The sequence below is a fragment of the Anaerohalosphaeraceae bacterium genome (assembly GCA_037479115.1).
Taxonomy (GTDB): domain Bacteria; phylum Planctomycetota; class Phycisphaerae; order Sedimentisphaerales; family Anaerohalosphaeraceae; genus JAHDQI01.
Window position 1 is genome coordinate 127,760 of sequence record JBBFLK010000001.1, and the last position, 21,345, is coordinate 149,104.

Sequence of the window (21,345 nt, forward strand, 5' to 3'; positions counted from 1 at the left end):
TATGCCGTGCTCCAAGCAGAGAACGATTGAAAAGGCGAACGATGCGGCCCTGGATTTGCTGCTGCACAGAAAATCCATTGAGTATCGCATTCGGCTGCTCGGGTATATCAGGAAAGCGCAGGCCGGCCATACGGGCGGCAGTCTGTCGTGTGTGGATATTCTGAATGTTTTGTACAATTGCGTGCTGAATGTTTCTCCGGAGACGGCGGACGACCCCCGGCGGGACCGCTATATCCAGAGCAAAGGACACTCGGTCGAGGCCTTGTATGTGGTTCTGGCGGACCGGGGTTTTTTCCCGGAGTCGGATTTGGAAACACTCTGTCGGTTTCGGTCGCCGTATGTCGGACATCCGACGAGGAAGATTCGGGGGATTGAGCACAATACGGGGGCCCTCGGGCACGGGCTGGCTTTCGGTGCGGGAGCGGCCCTGGCCGGCAAAATGGATAGACTGGGCTATCGTGTTTTTGTCCTGCTGGGGGATGGGGAACTGGCCGAAGGGTCGAACTGGGAGTCGATGATGACGGCGGCCCACTACGGGCTGGACAATCTGACGGCGATTGTGGACCGCAATCAGCTGCAGATTACCGGCCGGACGGAGGAGGTTTGTGCGCTGGAAAGTCTTGTGGATAAGTTTACTGCGTTCGGCTGGTCGGTGCGGGAGGTGGACGGGCACAATGTCAGGGCCCTGCGGGAGGTTTTGTGTGCGGTGCCTTTCGAGGTCGGCAGACCCAGTGCGGTGATTGCCCATACCGTCAAAGGCAAGGGCGTCAGTTTTATGGAACACGATGTCAAATGGCATCACGGCGTCCCCAGTGATGAGGAGTACCAGAGGGCGATAGAGGAACTGAGGGCGCAGCTTGAGGAGGCGGAACGATGAGCGGCGCTGCAGCGATGGAAACGGCAAAGGCCAATCTGGATGTGTTCTCCGAGACGCTGCTGGCTTTGGCCAGGAGCAACCGGAACATTCTGGTTGTGACCAGTGATTCCCGCGGCTCCGGCCGACTGGTGCCGTTTGCCAAAGCCCTGCCCGAACAGATTATTGAGGTCGGGATAGCCGAACAGAATCTGGTGGGAATAGCGGCGGGGCTGGCCTCGGCCGGCAAGATTGTCTTTGCCGTCTCTCCGGGCAGTTTTCTGACGGCGCGTTCGCTGGAGCAAATCAAGAACGATGTCTGTTATTCCGACCATCCGGTCAAGCTGGTCGGCATCAGTTCCGGGGTCAGTTACGGAGCCCTCGGCTCGACCCATCATTCGCTGCATGATTTGGCGGTGCTGCGGGCGATTCCGAACTGCACGGTTGTTGTGCCTGCGGACAATTTTGAAACGGCCGAGGCGGTCAAGGCGGCCGCCGAAATGACGCACCCGGTCTTTCTTCGTTTCGGCAAACGGCCGATGCCGCCTCTGCATCGGCCCGGAACGACGTTTACAGTAGGCAAATCACTGCTGGTTCGTGAAGGAAATGACCTTGCTTTTATTGCAACGGGAGAGACGGTCGTTCAGGCGGCGGGGGCTTGCGACCTTCTGGCTCAGGAAGGCATTTCGGCCCGTTTGCTCAGTATGCACACGGTCAAACCGCTGGACGAGGAGGCGGTTCTGCAGGCCGCGCAGGAGTGCGGAGCGGTGATTACGGTGGAAGAGCACAGCTGTGCCGGCGGGCTGGGAGAGGCGTGTGCGGCCGTTCTGATGCAGGCCGGTGTGTCGGTTCCTTTTCGAATCGTCGGTTTTCCGGATGAAGAGACGGTTTCCGGCAGTCAGCTGGACATCATGGCCTATTACGGGATTTCGCCGGAGGGGCTTGCCGAAACCGCCAGAACCCTGTTGAACAGGAAACGGTTATGAAAAAGGACTATCTGTTGGCGATTGACCAGGGCACCAGCGCTACCAAGGCGGTCGTCTTTGATACAGACGGCCGGATTGCGGCCAAAGGGTCTGAACCGCTGGGCTCTTCGTATCCCCGGCCGGGTTTTGTGGAGCAGGACCCGCTGGAAATCTACCGAAATGTCCTGGCCGCCGTACAGTCCTGTCTGGCTCAGTTTCGCGCAGAGGTCTGTTCGGATTTGAGCCGGATTCGCACGTGCGGCATATCCAACCAGCGGGAGACGTTCTGTTTGTGGGATGCGCAGGGTCGGCCGCTGTGCCCGGCGGTTGTCTGGCAGTGCAAGCGTTCGGCGGAGATTTGCAGCCGGATTCGAGGCTCGTCTTTGGAGCAGGAAATCATCCGTCGGACCGGTCTGATTGCAGACCCTTATTTTTCGGGAACCAAGCTGGTTTGGCTGATGGAGAATCGTCCGGATATTCGAACGGCTGTTCAGGGCGGCCGGGCCTTTTTCGGGACGGTCGATACATGGCTTCTGTATAAGCTGACGGGGGGCCGAAGCTACTGCACGGACTATACGAATGCCTCTCGGACGCTCTTTTTCGATATTGACCGCTTATGCTGGGACCCGTATTTGCTGGGCCAGTTTCATCTGACGGGGCTGAAGCTGCCGGAGGTTCGGCCGTCCTCGTTTGCTTTCGGTCAAACGGACTTTGAGGGGCTGCTGCCGGCTCCAATCGGCATTCATGCGATGGTCGGCGACTCGCATGCAGCGGCTTTTGGGGAGCGATGTTTTACGGCGGGAACGGCCAAGGCCACGCTGGGGACCGGCTGCTCCATCCTGCTGAATACCGGAAGCCGCCGTGTCCCGTCATCCGATGGGATGATGAGCACGATTTGCTGGAGCACAGGCGAGCGGGTGGATTATGCCCTGGAGGGAATCATTGTGTCCTGCGGTGCGACGATTCAGTGGCTCCGGGACAATCTGGGGCTGCTTCGGGAAAGCGAAGAGAGCGAAGCGATGGCCCGGTCGGTTCCAAACAGCGGCGGGGTGTATCTGATTCCGGCGTTCAGCGGACTGGGGGCTCCGTACTGGAATATGGACGTAAGAGCTGCGATTACGGGATTGACGCTCGGCAGCACGAAGAATCATCTGGTTCGTGCGGCCCTTGAATCCATTCCGTACCAGATTCAGGATGTCATCGCGGCGATGGAGCAGTGCAGCGGGCTTTCGCTGGCGCAGCTGCGGGTGGACGGAGGCATCAGTAAAAATCGGTTTATTCTGCAGTTTTTGGCGGACCTGCTCGGCAAGGACGTCATCAATATCGGGTTTCAGGATGTCTCGGCCTTTGGTGCGGCCTGTCTGGCGGGTCTGGGGGCGGGGATTTTTGAGGACCTGGAACGCCTGCCGCAGCAGACGCTGGGGGAGGTGCGGTATCAGGCACGCGCCGACACGTCCGAGGTCCAAACGAGTTATCAGGGATGGCTTCTGGAGGTGGAGCGTCTGAACCGAGCGGCGGCGGTGCGCAAAACCGACCGGGAGAGCCGGCAGAAAAAACAGCCCCCGCTTCGAATTGCGGAAATTGCCGGGAAAAAAGACGAGGCGTTTGCCCGCAAAGAGCGGTAATCGCTGAATGGTCTGACGGTGCGCAGAAGAAGGCAGCTGTTCAGAGGTCTATGGAAGGAATCGGCGTGTTTTTTTCGGCGGACATCTGCCGGCAGGACCGGCAAGCGGCGTTGACAAAGCGGAATGCGTGTATAGAATCGGCGGCAGCTCAGCGGCAGTCTGAGCAGTCTGACACAGATATGGTACAGGCGGATATGAGCACAAAAACCCAATCGACTTCGGCTTCTGTTCCCTCCAAAGTCAAATCCACGCTGATTGAACGGCTTGATGCCCTCTATGAGTATGACCGGGAACCCGTTCATGAAAGCAAACTGCAGGGCTGGCGGACGTTTATTGCGATGTTCTCCAGCGAGCACATTGCGGGGACGGAGTTTGTGCTCGGGACGCTGCTGGTGATGCACGGCGTCCGGGCGGTTGACGTGTTCGGGGGGCTGGCGCTGGGCAATCTGCTGGCGGTTCTGAGCTGGGCCTTTATCTGTGCTCCGATTGCCGTCAAAGAGCGTCTGACGATTTACTGGCAAATCCGCAAAATCGCCGGACCGTACCTGACGGTTTTGTATTCGGGTCTGTTTGCCCTGATTCTGTGTCTGTTGGCCGGTTCGATGGTGAATGTTTCCACAACGGCGGTGACGCTGCCTCTGGGGATTGCAAGCCCGAACTATGCGGCCGGACAGACCGTGCCGAGCATTCCCTGGATATTGATTGCTGTTGGTGTGGGGACTGTCATTGCCGTGCTGGCGATTCTCGGCTTTGAACGACTGGCTCATTTTGCCAAAGTGGTGGCGCCGTGGATGCCGTTTGTGTTTTTGTCCGGGGCGATTGCGTCGCTGCCGTCGCTGGGGGTGACGGGGCTGAGCAATTTCTGGCAGATTGCCAATGAGAAAATCTGGACGGGAGAACCTTATCCCGGGCAGATGCCGTACCGATTCTGGCATTGTGTCGGGCTGGCCTGGCTTTGCAATATCGCCCAGCATATGGGGATGGGGGATGTGACGATTTTTCGATATGCCCGGAAGTGGCAGATGGGGTTCTGCTCGGCGTTCGGGATGTTCATCGGGCATTATCTGGCGTGGATTTGTTCGGGGGTTTTGTGTGCGGCGTTTGTTCATTCCCAGCGGGCGGCGGGTGTGGCGGACCCCAACCCGACACCGGGAAACATCGCGATGTTCGGCGCCGGGTACGCCGGAATTGTCTGTGTGCTGCTGGCCGGCTGGACGACGGCCAATCCGACGCTGTATCGAGCCGGGCTGGCGTTTCAGGTGGCTACGCCCAACTGGCGGCGCTGGGCGGTGACGCTGGCGGCGGGGATTCTGATGATTGTTACGGCGTGCATTCCGTCCGTGCTGCACTATCTGGACCGGATTGTGGCCTATTACGGGCTGTTCTTTATGCCGCTGGGAGCATTCATTTTTATTGATTTCTGGCTGTTTCCGCGTCTGGGGCTTGTGCGGTATTATGCGCAGCAGCGGGGGCTGCGGCTCAGCTGGCCGGCGGCCGTGGGGTGGTTTGGTTCGTTCGGCATCTGTTTTGTCCTGTATGCCAAAGACCAGTATGCCTCGATGGCCTGGGTCAATTCGTATCTGCCGACTTTTCTGAGCCGCTATAAACCGGATTTGTTTCTGCAGGTGCTGCCGGCATGGCTGATCGCGATTTCCCTCTATACCGTGTGCAGTCTGATTCAGCAGCGGCTGCATCCTATTGAACAGGAGCAGAAGATATGACCTCGACAGGAAAACGGATTCTTCAGGCAATTTCGTTTGCGGGGCTGGGGCTTTCGATTGTTCCGGCATTTCTGGTTTTCGGGGGGCTTTTGTCCAAAGAGATGTATTTTCATCTGATGAATGTCGGGATGCTGATGTGGTTCGGCACGGCTGTTTTCTGGATTCGAAAAGACCATTTGGGCTGAACTGTTTTTTGAGAGTCAAGGATGGACCAATCGATAGCGGTTTCACATCTGCGCTGTGAGTATCTGAAGAATCCCTTGGGGATTGATGAAAGGCAGCCGCGTCTGAGCTGGATTATGGTTTCGAGCCGTCGGGGCGCCCGGCAGACGGCCCGGCGGGTGCGGGCGGCCTCCTCGGCGGCGCTTCTGGCCGCAGGCGGAGCGGATTTGTGGGACAGCGGGCGGATCGAGGATGACCGGTCGGCGCAGATTGTCTATCAGGGGACACCTCTGATATCTCGGCAGGAGTGTTGGTGGCAGGTGCAGGTTTGGGATGAGCGGGGGGAGACGGCGCTGTCCGAGCCGGCCTTCTGGACGATGGGGCTTCTGGAGAAGGAGGATTGGCAGGCCCAGTGGATGGCCGCCGACCCGGATTATCTGAAGCAGGCCGCCCATGCCGTAAGGCCCACTCTTACCGAACCGGGAACGCCGCCGTGGTTTCGCAAGGTTTTTTCGGCGGACGGTGCGGTTCGGAGAGCGACTTTGTATGTGAGTGCCCGCGGGTTGGCGGAGGTGTATCTGAACGGGCGGCGCGTGGGGGAGGATGTCTTTGTGCCGGAGTGGACCGATTATACCAAACGGATTCACTATCGCACGTATGATGTGACGGACTTGATTCGAAGCGGGCGAAATGTGCTGGGGGCGGTTCTGGGGGACGGCTGGTACAGCGGCTATGTCGGCTGGCAGGAGACCCGGGGACGCTACGGACTGGAAAACAGTCTGCTGATTCAGCTGGAGCTGACGGGGGCCGATGGGGTGCGGCGGACGGTTCGAAGCGATTCGAGCTGGAAATGTGCCGCCGGGCCGATTGTTTCTTCGGATTTTATGATGGGCGAGGTCTATGATGCACGCTGCGAGCTGACCGGATGGGAAGAGCCGGATTACGATGACCGCGGATGGTCTCCGGTTCGACTTGTCGAGCCGCCGGCGGTTCCGCTGACGGCTCAGCCCTCCGAGCCCGTTCGAATTACCGGAATGCTCAAGCCGGTCTCGGTTCATGAAAGCAGGCCCGGCACCTGGATTTTTGATTTGGGGCAGAATATCGCCGGCTGGGTCCGGTTGAAGGTGCGCGGTCCTGCCGGAAGGAAAATTACCCTGCGGCACGGGGAGCGGCTGAATCCGGACGGGACGCTTTATACCGAGAATCTGCGGCGTGCGAAGGCGACGGATGTCTATATCCTCAGCGGTCGAGGCGAGGAAATCTGGCAGCCGCGGTTTACTTTTCACGGATTCCAGTATGTCGAGCTGACCGGTCTGGACGGCCGGCCTGCTGAAGATACGATTACGGGCTGTGTAGTGCATTCGAACCTGGAGCAGACCGGACGGTTTGACTGTTCGCATCCGCTGGTCAACCGGCTCTGGCAGAATGCGCTCTGGAGCCAGAAGGGCAATTTCATCAGCGTTCCGACGGACTGTCCGCAGCGGGATGAGCGACTGGGCTGGACGGGGGATGCGCAGATTTTTTCCCATACGGCCAGCTATAATATGGATACGGCCGCCTTCTTTACAAAATGGATGAGGGATATTGCCGATGCGCAGACTCCTGAAGGCATCTTTCCCGATACGGCGCCGCGTCTGCGGGAGGACGGCAGCTATGTTGGGCTGGACGGGCTGGGCGGGGCGGCGGGCTGGGCGGATGCAGGGATTGTGATTCCGTGGGTGCTCTGGCGTTTTTACGGCGATACCCGAATCATCGAGCGGTATTATGGGGCGATAAGTGCCTGGCTGGAGTATCTGGAGCGGACGAATCCGGAGGGCATCCGCCGAAATGCACTGGGGAATAACTACGGGGATTGGCTTTGTATTCCCGCCGATACGACGTTTCGCACGCACTCGCCGATGAAGACGCTGCTGGCGACAGCGTATTGGGCGGATGATGCGGCCAAACTAGCCCGGATGGCGAGGGCGATTGGACGCGAGCAGGAGGCCCGGCGATGGCAGGCGATGTTTGAACGGGTCCGACGGGCTTTTCAAAAAGAGTTTCTGCTTCCGGACGGCCGGCTGACGGTTTCGACCCAGACGGCGTATCTGCTGGCGCTGGCGTTCAATCTTCTCCCGCAAGAGGTTCGGCAGACGGCCTTTGGACATCTGATGGAGGAACTTCGAAGCCGAAACTGGCATTTGAGCACGGGTTTTATCGGGGTTCGCTTTTTGAATCCTGTTTTGACGGAGATGGGGCGGCCGGACGCGGCCTGGAAGCTGCTGCTGAATGAAGACTATCCCTCGTGGCTTTATCCGGTGCTTCATGGGGCCACGACGATTTGGGAGCGATGGAACGGCTGGACGAAGGAGGAGGGATTTTTCAATCCGCAGATGAACTCCTTTAATCATTATTCGCTGGGGTCGGTGGGCGAATGGCTTTACCGTTTTGCAGCGGGGATTGAACTGGACCCGGAGGAAAACGGTTTTCAGCGGTTTGTGCTCAAACCGTATCCAAGCCGCCGTCTGGACTGGGCCGGGGCGGAATACCGCTGTCTGTACGGATGGATTCGCAGCCGCTGGCAGCGGCAAGACCAGCTCTTCCGCTATGACATTACGATTCCGGCCAACACCGCCGCCCGCGTATTTATTCCGAGCGAGCCGGGCACACCGATTCAGGAAAGCGGCGGGCCGATTGAACAGGTGTCGGGGATTGCCCCGTTGGGACGCGAGGGCTCCTATGCGGTTTATGAGATTCCTTCGGGGACGTATCGGTTTGTGAGTCATTATTCGTGTGCGGAAACGATTTCGGGATGAAGGGCTTGCGAACAACAGTGAAATGGCCGGTTTGGCCGGTGCTGCTTTCTTTTTTGTCCGGCTGCCTCCGTCCGGCGGCGGCGCCGATTGTGCCCGACTGTCCGGACTGGGAGAATCCGTCTGTTGTGCAGCGGAATCGCCTGCCCGCCCGGGCGACGTTTGTGCCGTATCCGGATGAAGAGACGGCCCGAACCGGCCGGCCGGAGGATTCACCGTATCGTCTTTCTCTGAACGGTTTGTGGAAATTTCACTGGTCGTCCTGTCCGCAGGAGCGTCCGACTGATTTCTATCGGCCGGAGTACAGCGTGGATGGGTGGAAGACCATCCGGGTTCCCTCCAATTGGCAGATGGAGGGCTATGATGTACCGATTTACACGAGTTCGCAATATCCCTTCCGCATCGACCCGCCGCGTGTGACGGGAGAGCCCCCGAAGGAGTGGACTTCATGGAAGAACCGCAATCCGGTGGGGTCGTATCGGCGGACGTTTGAGCTGCCGGCGGCGTGGAAGGGTCGGCGGGTTTTCCTCCATTTTGCCGGGGTTAAGAGCGCCTTCTATGTCTGGGTGAACGGGGCCGCCGTCGGGTACAGCCAGGGGAGTATGACGCCTGCGGAGTTTGAGATTACATCCTATGTACACCCCGGCGGCAATGTTCTGGCCGTGGAGGTGTACCGCTGGTCCGACGGCAGTTATCTGGAAGGGCAGGATATGTGGCATCTGAGCGGCATCTTCCGGGAGGTTTTTCTGTACTGTTCCGGAGCGGTTCGGATTGCCGACTTTGCCGTCCGCACGGAGCCCGAGGCGGGGGACTCTGTGTGGCAGGTGCTCATTCAGCCCCGGCTGGACCGAGCGGGTGATGTCGGGATTTCCGGATGGGCTGTTCGGGCGCAGCTGTATGACCCGTCGGGGCGGGCGGTGTGGTCGGAGCCGCTGCGGGCTGATGCCGAAAAGATTTTGAATGCGGACTATTCGGCTGAAATTCTCAACGAGCGAACGCCGCAGCGCGGACCGGCTAAGTTTGACTGGCTGCGGGGAAGGGTGCACAATCCGCGGCTGTGGACGGCGGAGACGCCGCATCTTTATACGCTGGTGCTGGCTCTGGAAGATGCCCAGGGCCGTACGGCGGAGGCGGTTTCGTGCCGGCTGGGGTTCCGGCAGGTGCGCATCGAGAACGGCCGATTGCTGATAAACGGCCGTCCGGTGCGGCTGTATGGGGTGAATCGGCATGAATTTGACCCGGATTATGGACAGGCCGTCCCGCTGGAGCGGATGCGGGAGGATATTGTCCTGATGAAGCGTTTCAATATCAATGCCGTGCGCACCGCCCATTATCCGAACGACCCGCGCTGGTATGACCTGTGCGACGAATACGGGATTTACGTCATCGACGAGGCGAACATTGAAAGTCACGGCATTCGGGGGTTTCTGGCCAATGAACCGAGCTGGCAGGCCGCTTTTCTGGACCGCGGCATCAGCATGGTTCAGCGGGACAAGAACCATCCTTCTGTGATTATCTGGTCGCTGGGGAATGAGTCCGGCTGGGGGCCGAATTTTGCGGCGCTGGCGGCCTGGATACGGACGTTTGACCCGACGCGGCCGATTCATTATGAAGGGGCACAGGCGTCTGCGGAGGATGTCAATGACCCGCGCGACCCGGCGGCGGTGGATTTTATCAGCCGGATGTATCCGAAAGTGCGTGACCTTTATGAATCGCCGATGGACAGGCGGTGGCCCCGCATTCTGCAGATGGCGCAGGACAATCGAGACAGCCGGCCGGTTTTGATGTGTGAGTATGCCCATGCGATGGGCAATGCGGTTGGGAACCTGAAGGAATACTGGGAGGAGATTGAATCTGCTCCGCGGCTTGTCGGCGGCTTTATCTGGGACTGGGTGGACCAGGGGATTCGCCGGCGGGCGGCCGACGGCCGCGAATACTTTGCTTACGGCGGGGATTTCGGCGACCGGCCGAATTCGAAAGACTTCTGTCTGAACGGACTGGTCTTGGCTGACCGGACTGTAACGCCCAAACTTTGGGAGGTTAAGAAGGTCTATCAGCCGGTCCGGATTGAAGCAGCTGACGGGGCATCGCACACCATTCGAGTCATCAACCGGTACGCATTTACGAATCTGAATACCCTGGAGGCCCGCTGGGTCCTGACGCGGGACGGAATGGAAATTCAATCGGGGGTGCTGGGGCGCCTTGAATGCAAGCCCGGTGAGGAAACGACGGCGGCTTTGCCGCTGAAGCTGCCGGAGCCGCTGCCGGCGGGAGATTATCGGGTTCGTGTGAGTTTTCATCTGACGGAGCCGACCCTTTGGGCCCCAGCGGGCTATGAAGCGGCCTGGGAGCAGCTGCCGGTCAGGGAGGTCAAACCGGAGGAAAACAGATGTTCGGCAGTTGTGCCGCAAATCGAGGTTCTGGAAGAGCCCGATGCAGCCCGGATAAAGGGGCCGGATTTTGAGGCCGTTTTCAGCCGACAGAGCGGCACGCTGTTTTCGCTTGTTTATGACGGGCGGGAAATCCTGTCGCCGCAGGGCGGCCCTGTTCTGCAGCTCTATCGTGCGCCGACAAGCAATGACAGGGCCTTCGGAAAAGGCCGGGCGTACGAGTGGCATCAGGCGGGACTGGACCGTCTGACTCGAACGGTGAAGTCGCTGCAGGTTTCCAAAAAAGAATCGGGCTCCGTTCAGATACAGACGGAAGCCGTCAGCACGACACCATCCGGAGCCGGAGTTGTTCATCGGGCGGTGTGGACGGTGCAGGGGGATGGTGTGATTGAATCGGTTCACCATTTTGAACCGTTTGGGACACTGCCGCCGCTGCCGAGGGTGGGTCTGGTCCTGCATGTGGCCGGGGACTATGCGTTCGTCCGCTGGTATGGGCGCGGACCGCATGAAAATTATCCGGACCGAAATACCTCGGCGGACGTCGGTCTTTGGTCGGCGACGGTGCAGGAGATGTATGTTCCCTATCCGCGGCCGCAGGAAACGGGGCTTCGGACGGATGTGCGGTGGGTTCAGCTTACGGATGTTTCCGGACGGGGGGTGCAGATTACGGCGGAGACACCGATGGCCTTTTCGGCCCTGCCTTATACGGCGGAGGATTTGGAGAAGGCCGCTCATCCCTTTGAACTGACAGCCCGGGACGATGTGATTGTCTCGCTGGATGCCCGTCACAGCGGGCTGGGCAACGCCAGCTGCGGTCCGGGGGTGCTTCCAAAGTACGAGGTGCCGCCGGAATCCGTCCAGATGCGTCTGCAGTTTTCTCCGTGTCGAGCCGGCAAAGACGCCGGGTCGGCGGATTTGATGCAGCCCTCTATTCAGAATACAGCAATCAGGGAGAGTCAAAAATGAAGAAGTTTAGCCGAAAGGTCTTTTTGGTTTTGGCGGCGGTTCTCTCCGCCGTCGGGTCTGCACCGGCGGTCAGCCCGTATGCCAAGCTCAGAAACCCGCAATTCGGTTCGGTGCGGTGGACGGAAGGGTTTTGGGCGGAGCGGTTTGCCGTATGTCGGGATGTGATGGTTCCGAATATGTGGCGTCTGTTCTCAGACCCGAATGTCAGCCATGCCTGGGAGAACTTTCTGGTTGCCGCCGGACGAAAAGAGGGTCGGCATCGCGGGCCGAAATGGAATGACGGGGATTTTTATAAGTGGCTGGAGGCGGCGGCCTATGTCTATGCTGTGACAAAGGATGAAGCCCTCAACCGGCAGATGGATGAAATCATTAAGATCATCGGCGCAGCGCAGCGGCCGGACGGGTATATTCATACGCCCGTGCTGATTGCGCAGCGGACCGGTGCGGTCCAGGCGGCGGAGTTTGCCCAGCGGCTGGATTTTGAAACATATAATATGGGCCATCTGATGACCTGTGCGGTTGTGCATTATCAGGCGACGGGAAAAACGACGCTGCTTCAGATTGCCCGCAATGCCGCCGATTATTTGTACAGGGTGTATAAAACGCAGCCCGAGACACTGGCGGCCAACGCGATTTGCCCGTCGCACTATATGGGGACGGCGGACCTGTATCGGATTACGGGAGAGCCGAGGTATCTGGAGCTGCTGAAGGGGCTGATGGAGATTCGCAGTCTGTACAAAAACGGGATGGATGACAATCAGGACCGCATTCCGTTTTATGAGCAGCGGGAGGCGGTCGGCCATGCCGTTCGGGCCAACTATCTGTATGCCGGAGCGGCCGACCTGCTGGCCGAGACGGGCGATGAGCGTCTCCGGACGCCGCTGGAGAGCATCTGGAAAGATGTGACCGGACGCAAACTGTATATTACGGGGGCGACGGGGGCGCTCTATAACGGGGCTTCGCCGGACGGCTCCTCGAAGCAGGACACGATTCAGCCGGTGCATCAGGCCTACGGTCGTCCGTATCAGCTGCCGAATCTCACAGCGCACAATGAATCGTGTGCGACGGTGGGATTTGTCCTGTGGAACAAGCGGATGCTGATGCTCACCGGCGAAGCGAGGTTTGCTGACGCGATGGAGCAGGCGCTGTACAACGGGGTTTTGGCGGCCATCAGTCTGGACGGAACGAAGTTTTTCTATACCAATCCGCTGCGGGTGACGAAGGATTTGCCGTTTGAGCTGCGCTGGTCGCGCTATCGTCAGCCCTATATCAGCTGCTTCTGCTGTCCTCCCAATGTGGTACGGATGATTGCCGAATCCGCCGAATATGCTTACAGTCTGTCGCCGGAAGGGGTGTATGTGCACCTGTACGGCGGCAATGTTCTGGAAACGAGACTGCTGTCGGGGCAGAAGATTCGGCTGCAGCAAACGACGGATTATCCCTGGGAGGGTACGGTTCAGCTTGTGATAAAGGAGGCGCCGAATGACCCCTTCACCGTATTTGTGCGGATTCCGGGCTGGTCGAAAGGGGCCTGCATCACAATCAACGGACGCACATTTGCGGCTGAGGCGGCGCCGTCGCAGTATGTTCCGCTTCGGCGGACCTGGAACGCCGGTGACCGGGTTGAACTGGAGTTTCCGATGGAGCCGCGGTGGATGGAGGGGCATCCGCTGGCGGAGGAGATTCGCGGCCAGGCGGCGCTGCAGCGCGGGCCGATTGTTTATTGCCTGGAGTCGGCGGATTTGCCGGAGAGGATTCGGCCGGCGGATGTGGCTGTGCGGCCTTCGGATGACTGGAAAGCCCGCCGGCGGCAGGACCTGCTGGGCGGCGTTGTGGTCGTCGAGGGACGGGGGTATGTTGTGGATGGGCAGCCATGGGGCGATGAGCTTTATCGCCCCGTCCGCTTGAAGAAGCCGGTGCCGGTTCGTCTTTCTCTGGTGCCTTATTATGCCTGGGGCAACCGCGGCGAGGGCGAGATGTGCGTCTGGCTGCCGGTGCGATAGACCGTTTCGACAACCTTTCGATGTTTGGGAAAGGAAGGGATTATGAAGAAAACGATTCTGTTTGTCTGGATGGGACTGGCGGGATGCCTCTATGCGGCCGAATCCGACAGGGTGGAACAGTGGGATTTTTTTGAACTGTCTCTGAAAGGCCCGGCGACCGGCAATCCGTTTATCGGGGTTGAATTCAGCGCCGTTTTTGAAAACGCCGGGCGGCGGTTTGAGCCGGAGGGCTTTTATGACGGTGACGGCGTGTTCCGAATTCGCTTTATGCCGGATGCACAGGGCGTCTGGAAATATAAAACCCGCAGCAACTACCCGGAGCTGGACGGCAAAGAAGGACAATTTGTCTGTACGGCTCCGGCGGCCGGCAATCACGGGCCTGTGCGGGTGCGCCAGCAGTACCATTTCGCCTATGCGGACGGCACGCCGTTTTTCCCGTTCGGCACGACTCTTTATGAATGGCCTTTTCAGACGGAAGACCTGAAAAAACAGACGCTGGAGACGCTCAAACAGTCGCCCTTTAACAAAGCGCGGTTTCTGCTGATTCCGCCGTGGAAAGAACATTATGTGAAGGGGCCGGAGAAGCTCACGGAATTTCCCTTTGTCGGTACGTCTCGGGAGAACTGGGATTTTTCCCGATTCAATCCGGGCTATTTTCGGAATCTGGAATGGTGCGTCCGGCAGTTCCGCGACTTGGGAATTGAAGCGGACCTGATCCTCTTTCATCCGTATGACGACGGCAAGTGGGGATTTGACCGGATGGATGCGGCGACGAACGAGCGGTATCTGCGTTATGTCATCGCCCGTTTTGCCGCCTTTCGCAATGTCTGGTGGTGTCTGGCGAATGAAAACAGTTTTATGACGCACCTGACGGATGCGGATTGGGACCGGCTCTTTCAGATTGTGCAGGAGCGCGACCCCCACGGGCACCTGCGGTCGATTCACAATGCCGACCGGATTTACGACTATTGCAAGCCGTGGGTAACCCATGTGAGTCTTCAGTACTATATGGCCGTGCGGTATCTGGGGATTTCGCCGATGCTGCGGGATATGTATCAAAAGCCGATTGTGCACGATGAGATTAACTACGAGGGGAATATTGCGAAACGCTGGGGGAACATCTCCGGCGAGGAGATGGTGTTTCGGTTTTGGTCGGCTTATATCGGCGGGGCGTATGCGACACACGGGGACTGCTACGGGACGTCGGAGGACCCGACGTGGATTTCCATCGGCGGCAAAATGCAGGGGCAAAGCCCCCCGCGGATTGCCTTTCTGCGCAGGATTGTCGAGTCCGCCGGCGGGCTTGACCCGATTGACTATGCCTATGAAACGAACATCGGAGGCCGGGCCGGAGAGTTTTATCTGATTTATTTCGGGCGGGACCCGATTCAGCAGTGGACCTTTCGCCTGCCGAAGAAAAATCTCAAGGAGGGGATGCGGTTCCGGGCGGAAGTGATTGATACCTGGAATATGACGATTGAACCGCTGGAGGAGGTCTTTGAAGTCAAACCGCTGGATGCCTATACGTTTGCGGACAAGGACGGGCGCTGCGTTTCTCTGCCGGGCCGTCCCTTTATGGCGCTGCGGCTGCAGCGGGTGGACTAACCCGTTGCCGACGATTTTGGTGCCCGCGGAGGTGCTGTTCAGAAAGACAAGGCTGATTTCTCCGGATTTCCTTTCAAATCTATGAATATGAAAAGTTTTTTCAGTAATTCGGGGAGAACCTATCTGATTGTTTTGTTAGTATAGGTACAATGTGAGAAGGGATATTGTTTTTTCGGCGCTCTCCGTAAAGGGGGATGGTCGGTATGGTTAGGTTCTGGAGCCGAGATTCCTGGAGGCAATGGATGAGAATCATCGCAATATTTCCTGTCCTTGTTATCCTTTTGTGCCCGCCTTGTTTTGCCGTGGATTCAGAGCCGATTGGATGGGCGACCGCAGCCGGCGGTACAACCGGCGGTTTGGGCGGTGAAGTGGTGACCGTGACGAATAAGGCCGAATTTGTCAACGCTGTCAGCGGAGATACACCCCGTATCGTTCAGGTGCTCGGGACAATTCACGGGGATTACAATATTCCCAATGTGGGGTCCAACAAGACCATTCTCGGTATCGGCTACGATGCGAAGATTGTGGGGTTCAGCGTCAAGGTCAGCGATGTGGACAACGTCATTATTCGCAACCTGACTTTTCAGGGTGCGATGCCGCAGGATGGTCTGATTTGCCGGCGCGCCACTCACATCTGGATTGACCACTGTACTTTCCTGGACTGTGCGGACGGGCTGTGCGACATTACCGACCAGAGCGATTATATCACGGTTTCCTGGTGCCGGTTCTACTATACCAGCAAGGTGAATCCTCACCGATTTGCCTGTCTGGTCGGCTCGACCGACGACAACCCCACGGATGTGGGCAAGCTGAATGTGACGTTTCATCATAACTGGTGGGGGCCCTACGTGGACCAGCGGATGCCCCGCGGACGATACGGAAAAAATCACGTGTTCAACAACTACTACTCCTGTACGGGAAACTCCTACTGCGTCGGGGGCTCCTGGGGTTTTAAGGTGCTTTTGGAGAACAATTATTTTAACCAGGTAAAAAACCCGATTGCGGATGCCGGACGAGTCGATTCGGGCACCAGCGGCACCTTTACGGTGGAGATAAAGTCCGTCGGCAATATCTTCAATGCCTGCACCGGGACGATGTCGGGGTACGGCAGTGCTTTTGTGCCGCCGTATTCGTACGCGCTGGATGCAGCGGCCGATGTCCCCTCGATTGTTGCGCAAGGGGCCGGAACGACGATTCTGGTTGGGGATTCGGCGCTTTGGCCGGTTCAGGCGACGGTTCCAAACCCGGCCGACGGGGAGTCTAATGCAGCGACGACGGCGACGCTGAGCTGGCGTGCCGGCCATACGGCCGTCAGCCACAATGTCTATTTCGGGACCTCGCCGACCGAACTGGTCAGCTTCGGCAATCAGACGGCGACCACTTTTACACCGCCAACCCTGACGGCCGATACAAAGTATTACTGGCGGATTGATGAAGTGACCGCCGACAATACGGTGATTCCCGGCCAACTGTGGATGTTCAAGACAGCACCGACTCTTCCGTCGGACCTGATTCACTACTGGCCGTTTGATGCGGATTTTCTGGATGTATCGAAGGTCTATGCTTCAAATCCCAACAATCCGTTCGGGGCGGCCTGGGTGGATACCGATGCCAAACTGCTCGGCAGCGGCTGTCTGGATTTGACCTATCCGAAGGACGGCCTGATTGTCGGCTGGTCGGATACGGGAACCAACCGGGTTTTCCCGAACGCCGCCCCGATGACGATTTCGCTGTGGTTTAGGCCCACGGCCCTGCCCGCTTCCGACAAGACGGCCTGCATGCTGGGCACGAAGGTCGGCACGGTGACAGCCGCCAAGACCTTCCGGATTGAGCTGCTGCCGTCCGGAGCGTGCCGGCTGACCGTTGATACCCAGACGCCGGAGTTCGGCAATCGGCCTGTGCTGAATCAGTGGAACCATGTGCTGGTGTCTATTGATGCAGCCGGTCAGCTCCGCGGCTGGCTGAATGCCAGTGAGGCCGGCTCGATTGCTCTGACGACTTCCGCATCGAACAACTACAACGGCCAGTACACCGGAATCGGTTTCTATGGAGATGAACCGAGCGTCAACGGAATGAGCCGGGGGGAGTACACCGGCTATATTGATGATGTGGCCGTCTGGAGCCGCTGGTCCGACCGAACTTTTGCGGAACTCCTTTACAACGACGGGTTGGGCAGGACGGCTGTCGGAAATCCTGTGTTTACAACGGATTTGATTGAGAATCCGAACACAGTTGAACTGACACCGTATGTCGGCCGGACCCTGCGGCCTTATGCGGAAGGCATCGGCACGTTCCGCAAACTTTCCGGCCCTGACTGGCTGATTGTCAGTCCCAACGGGAATCTGTCGGGGGCTCCGAAGGATGCGGACAGAGGGCTCAACACCTTCACCGTTGTTTATGAGAATACCTCCGGACAGTCTGATACAGCCGTAATGACCATCCACGTGTCCAACGTTTATTCCGGCGTCAAAGGTCTGCAAGACTTGGCCGGAATAGCCGAAAAATGGCTTTGGGCGGACTGCGGCGACAGTCCTGCCTGCGGAGGGGCGGACCGAAACGGCGACCGCAAGGTGGATATGCTCGATTTTGCCCGGCTTGCCTGGGCCTGGCTGGCGGATGAGACGCTTGTGCTTGCTTTGCCTTTTGAGGAAACAAGCGGAAATACAACGAAGGATATATCCCTTTATTCGAGAACGGCCAATCTGGCGGGGGGCCCAACCTGGACGGAGGGCGTTTCGGGCGGCGGTCTTCTGCTGGACGGGCTGGATGATTATGCAGAGTTTCCTGACTTTTTTGGAATCAGCGGCGGCCGGGCGCGGACCGTTTGTGCCTGGATTCAAACCACGCAGACCGGCGGAATGATTCTGACCTGCGGCGGCCTGGATACAGGGTCCCGCTGGCTGTTTTTTGTCAACAATTCCAGACTTCAGCTGGGCGTCGGCGGGGGCAGTATTCTCAGCAATCAGACCGTAGCTGACGGGCAGTGGCATCATGTGGCGGCGGTTCTGGAGGCCCCGGAAACGGGACCGGCGAGTGTGCAGCATCTTCGGATGTATATTGACGGTCAGCCGGCTTCAGGAACCTATACGAATCCTTCTTTGGCAATCAATACCGGAACCGCCTGTCCAGTGCGAATCGGGGCGATTCAGCAGACCTCCGGACTTCTCGGGAGTTTTTTCAGCGGCCGCCTTGATGATGTCCGGCTTTATGAGCGGGCCCTTAGTCCGCAGGAAATCCAAACTCTTTATCAGCAGGGCAGCAGGTAAAAAAGTTCGTTTTTGAGGGGTTTGTATGAAAAGAAGCGGTACAGGGACTTCTCGAAAATTGGGTTGGGTTTTGTTTGCTGTTGCAGCTATGGAGCTGTCCTTGATGGCCGGTGCGGACCCGGGGCCGCTGGTGCTGTTCTATACCAGTCCGGCGACATACACGGCGAATGCGACGTCCAATGCGGCGCTGCCGATTGGCAACGGCAAACTGGCCGCCATGGTGTACGGCGGGATGAGTGAGGAAATTATTCAGTTCAATGAGGATACAGTCTGGGCGGGCCATCCGCATAATTACGTTCATCCCGGCGCATCGGCTTATCTGGAACAAATTCGCAACTATGTCTGGGCCGGGCAGGGCAAGAATGCCTATGATCTTGTAGCCAAAAATAATTTTATGAGCATCCCGCTGCGACAGTGTCCCTATCAGCCGACGGCGGAGCTGCGGCTGACGTTTAATCATTCGGGCACGAATTACCGACGGCAGCTGGATTTGACAACAGCCACCGCATCCGTAACGTATACAGCTGGAGGCGTGACCTATCAGCGAGACTGTTTTGCCAGTTATCCGGACAACGTGATTGTGGTTCGGCTGACGGCCGGCCGGCCCGGAATGATTGGTTTTACATGCAGTTTAACCACACCGCATACGGTGGTCAGCCGTTCGGTCAGCGGCAATGACGTGGTTCTTCGCGGGGCAGTCGATCATGTGGGCCAAAACAATCTGGCTAGTGATGTGGAGTTTGAAACCCGCGTGCGGATTCTCGCAGAGGGCGGTTCGGTGACCCCCTCCGGGCAGACGCTGGTGGTCAGCGGAGCGGATGCCGTGACACTGGTGCTGGGGGCGGCGTCGAATTATGTCCGCTACAATGATATCACCGGCAATCCGAGTCAGCGGTGTCTGGACACGGTCTCCAGCGCCGCCGCCAAAGGGTTTGCCGCATTGCGGCAGAGGCAGTTAACCGACTATCAGGCCCTGTTTAACCGTGTGACGCTGGATTTGGGAACCTCGGAGAAGGTCAATCTTCCCACCGACCAGCGGATTGCCGCCATCGAAGCGGGGGTGGATGCCGCCAAGACGAATTGGTCGCTTTTCAACGCGGATGATTTGCAGCTGCTGACGGTGAATTTTCAGATGGCCCGGTATCTGCTGATTTCCGGGTCTCGGCCCGGCTCCCAGCCCCTGGGGCTGCAGGGCAAGTGGAATAATGAATTGGAGCCCTCGTGGGAGGGCAAGATGACCCTCAATATCAATGAGGAGATGAATTACTGGGCGGCGGAGGTGACCAATCTGGCGGAGTGCCACGAGCCGCTGTTTGATTTGATTCGGGATTTGTCGGAGACGGGGGCTGTCGTGGCGGCGGAGCACTATGGTGCGGACGGCTGGGTTGTGCACCACAATACCGATTTGTGGCGCGGGGCGGCGCCGATCAACAATCCCGGGGGCCTGTGGCCCAGCGGCGGGGCCTGGCTGTGTATGCATCTGTGGTGGCACTATGAATACAGCGGGGATGTCGATTTTCTGGCGGAGGTCTATCCGTTGATGAAAGGGGCGGCGGAGTTTTTTGTGGATTTTCTGGTGCCGGACCCGCGGACTGGCAGAATCCCTTATCTGCTGACAAATCCTTCGCATTCGCCGGAGCAGCCCAATCCGGCGCTGGGGGATAACGGGGAACTGGTGGCCGGCCCCACGATGGACTGCCAGCTGATTCGGGGGCTGTTTACGTATGTAATAGAGGCGAGCAAAATTCTGGGGGTGGATGCGGAGTTTCGCCAGCTCTTGGAGCAGAAGCGTTCCCAGCTGCCGCCCAACCAAATCGGACGATACGGCCAGCTGCAGGAATGGCTGGAGGATGTGGATGTGCCGAATACGCATCGCCATCTGTCGCATCTGGTGGACCTGATGCCGGCCGGAACCATTACCCCGCATCACACGCCGGACCTGGCGGCGGCGGCGGAAGTGGTTCTCAACTGGAAAGGGGATGACACCAATAACACGTCCTGGAGTCAGGCATGGAAGATGTGCTGTCGGGTGCGTCTGGGACAGGGCAACCACGCCTATATGATTCTCAATAAGATTATTGGGAAATCCCATACCTATAACATGACCTTTTCACGCAAAGGAGGGACTGCCGGCGGAACTTCAGAGAACCAGATTGACGGCAATCTGGGGGTTCTGATGGGCATGGCCGAAATGTTCCTGCAGAGCCACCAGGGGGAAGTGTATTTGCTGCCGGCCCTGCCGGACAAGATGGCCAATGGAAGCATAACCGGTTTGAGAGCCCGCGGGGGTTTTGAGGTGGATATTACTTGGCAGAATCGCACCCTCCAGACGGCACAAATCCGCTCGCTGCTCGGCAGGACCTGCCGGGTTCGTTCGGCCCGGCCGATTGCCGTAACCGATGGGTCCGGCGGGAGTGTTCCCGTGCAGTCGCCGGGGGAAAATCTTTACGAATTCCCCACACAAGCCGGGCAGAGCTACACGCTTACGGCGTATTCCTGTACAGCCCCGCTTTTATCGGATTATAACCAGGATTGTCAGGTAGATTTTGAGGATTTTGCCGCCCTTGCCGGGCAGTGGCTCCGTGAGGGAGAAGGGCTGGACCTGTCGGACTTGGCCCAAATGGCGATAGACTGGCTCGCATGCGGCCGAGACCCCGGACAGACTTGCTGGTTGTGAGAACAAAACAATATTAATGGATAGATATAATCGGATATATTGGATGTTTTGTCTGAATGTTGTTTTTTGTCGTGATTTATCGAACGGACTGTTCTTTTCCGTCAACCTAAAAAAATGAACAGTTTTTTTAAGATTTCAGGAGGAATTCCCTTTTTACCTTTTTCATAATGCACAAAAGAGTGAGAGGGAGCGCTCCTTGAAAACGCCAAATAGAATCAGCGAATCGAAAAGAGTCGGAACAGGGGAGGTTTAGGTCGAGTCCGAGGGCTGTCTGGTGTTTTGCTGCGGGTTTGGTTTGGAGGATGTGAGAGATGGGCAAA

11 protein-coding genes are annotated in these 21,345 nt (G+C 58.2%); all 11 read left to right on the top strand.

The genetic code is table 11. From position 1 onward, the window contains the following. Nucleotide 1 precedes the first annotated feature (1 nt). The 11 genes from WHS88_00540 (at nt 2) to WHS88_00590 (ending at nt 21,025) form a co-directional block, all read left to right on the top strand. On the top strand, nt 2-877 hold the full coding sequence (locus WHS88_00540) for a transketolase (protein ID MEJ5258659.1): 876 nt from the start codon (nt 2-4) through the stop codon (nt 875-877). Further along, complete coding sequence (locus WHS88_00545; GenBank protein ID MEJ5258660.1) at nt 874-1,839, top strand: transketolase C-terminal domain-containing protein; 966 nt, start codon at nt 874-876, stop codon at nt 1,837-1,839. Before WHS88_00540 ends, WHS88_00545 begins: the two co-directional genes overlap by 4 nt. Continuing rightward, entirely contained in the window at nt 1,836-3,443 is a 1,608-nt protein-coding gene (glpK, locus tag WHS88_00550; GenBank protein ID MEJ5258661.1) for a glycerol kinase GlpK, read from the top strand. The genes WHS88_00545 and glpK overlap by 4 nt, the downstream gene beginning before the upstream one ends. A gap of 50 nt (nt 3,444-3,493) precedes the next feature. Then, nucleotides 3,494-5,164 carry a hypothetical protein gene (locus WHS88_00555; GenBank protein ID MEJ5258662.1) on the top strand — a complete coding sequence of 557 codons (1,671 nt, stop codon included), beginning with the start codon at nt 3,494-3,496 and terminating at the stop codon, nt 5,162-5,164. After that, nucleotides 5,161-5,349 (top strand): hypothetical protein, encoded by a 189-nt coding sequence (locus WHS88_00560; GenBank protein MEJ5258663.1) that lies wholly within the window; start codon nt 5,161-5,163, stop codon nt 5,347-5,349. The genes WHS88_00555 and WHS88_00560 overlap by 4 nt, the downstream gene beginning before the upstream one ends. A gap of 21 nt (nt 5,350-5,370) precedes the next feature. Then, nucleotides 5,371-8,121 (top strand): family 78 glycoside hydrolase catalytic domain, encoded by a 2,751-nt coding sequence (locus WHS88_00565; protein ID MEJ5258664.1) that lies wholly within the window; start codon nt 5,371-5,373, stop codon nt 8,119-8,121. Further along, the gene (locus WHS88_00570) at nt 8,118-11,474 is read left to right on the top strand and encodes a glycoside hydrolase family 2 TIM barrel-domain containing protein (protein MEJ5258665.1); all 3,357 of its coding nucleotides are present in this window, start codon (nt 8,118-8,120) and stop codon (nt 11,472-11,474) included. The genes WHS88_00565 and WHS88_00570 overlap by 4 nt, the downstream gene beginning before the upstream one ends. Further along, nucleotides 11,471-13,477 (top strand): glycoside hydrolase family 127 protein, encoded by a 2,007-nt coding sequence (locus tag WHS88_00575; protein MEJ5258666.1) that lies wholly within the window; start codon nt 11,471-11,473, stop codon nt 13,475-13,477. Before WHS88_00570 ends, WHS88_00575 begins: the two co-directional genes overlap by 4 nt. Before the next feature lie 42 nt (nt 13,478-13,519). Continuing rightward, nucleotides 13,520-15,082 carry a DUF5060 domain-containing protein gene (locus WHS88_00580; GenBank protein MEJ5258667.1) on the top strand — a complete coding sequence of 521 codons (1,563 nt, stop codon included), beginning with the start codon at nt 13,520-13,522 and terminating at the stop codon, nt 15,080-15,082. 242 nt (nt 15,083-15,324) lie between these two features. Then, nucleotides 15,325-18,348 carry a LamG-like jellyroll fold domain-containing protein gene (locus WHS88_00585; protein MEJ5258668.1) on the top strand — a complete coding sequence of 1,008 codons (3,024 nt, stop codon included), beginning with the start codon at nt 15,325-15,327 and terminating at the stop codon, nt 18,346-18,348. A 25-nt stretch (nt 18,349-18,373) separates the two neighbouring features. Continuing rightward, on the top strand, nt 18,374-21,025 hold the full coding sequence (locus WHS88_00590) for a glycoside hydrolase family 95 protein (GenBank protein MEJ5258669.1): 2,652 nt from the start codon (nt 18,374-18,376) through the stop codon (nt 21,023-21,025). The last annotated feature ends 320 nt before the right edge of the window (nt 21,026-21,345 follow it).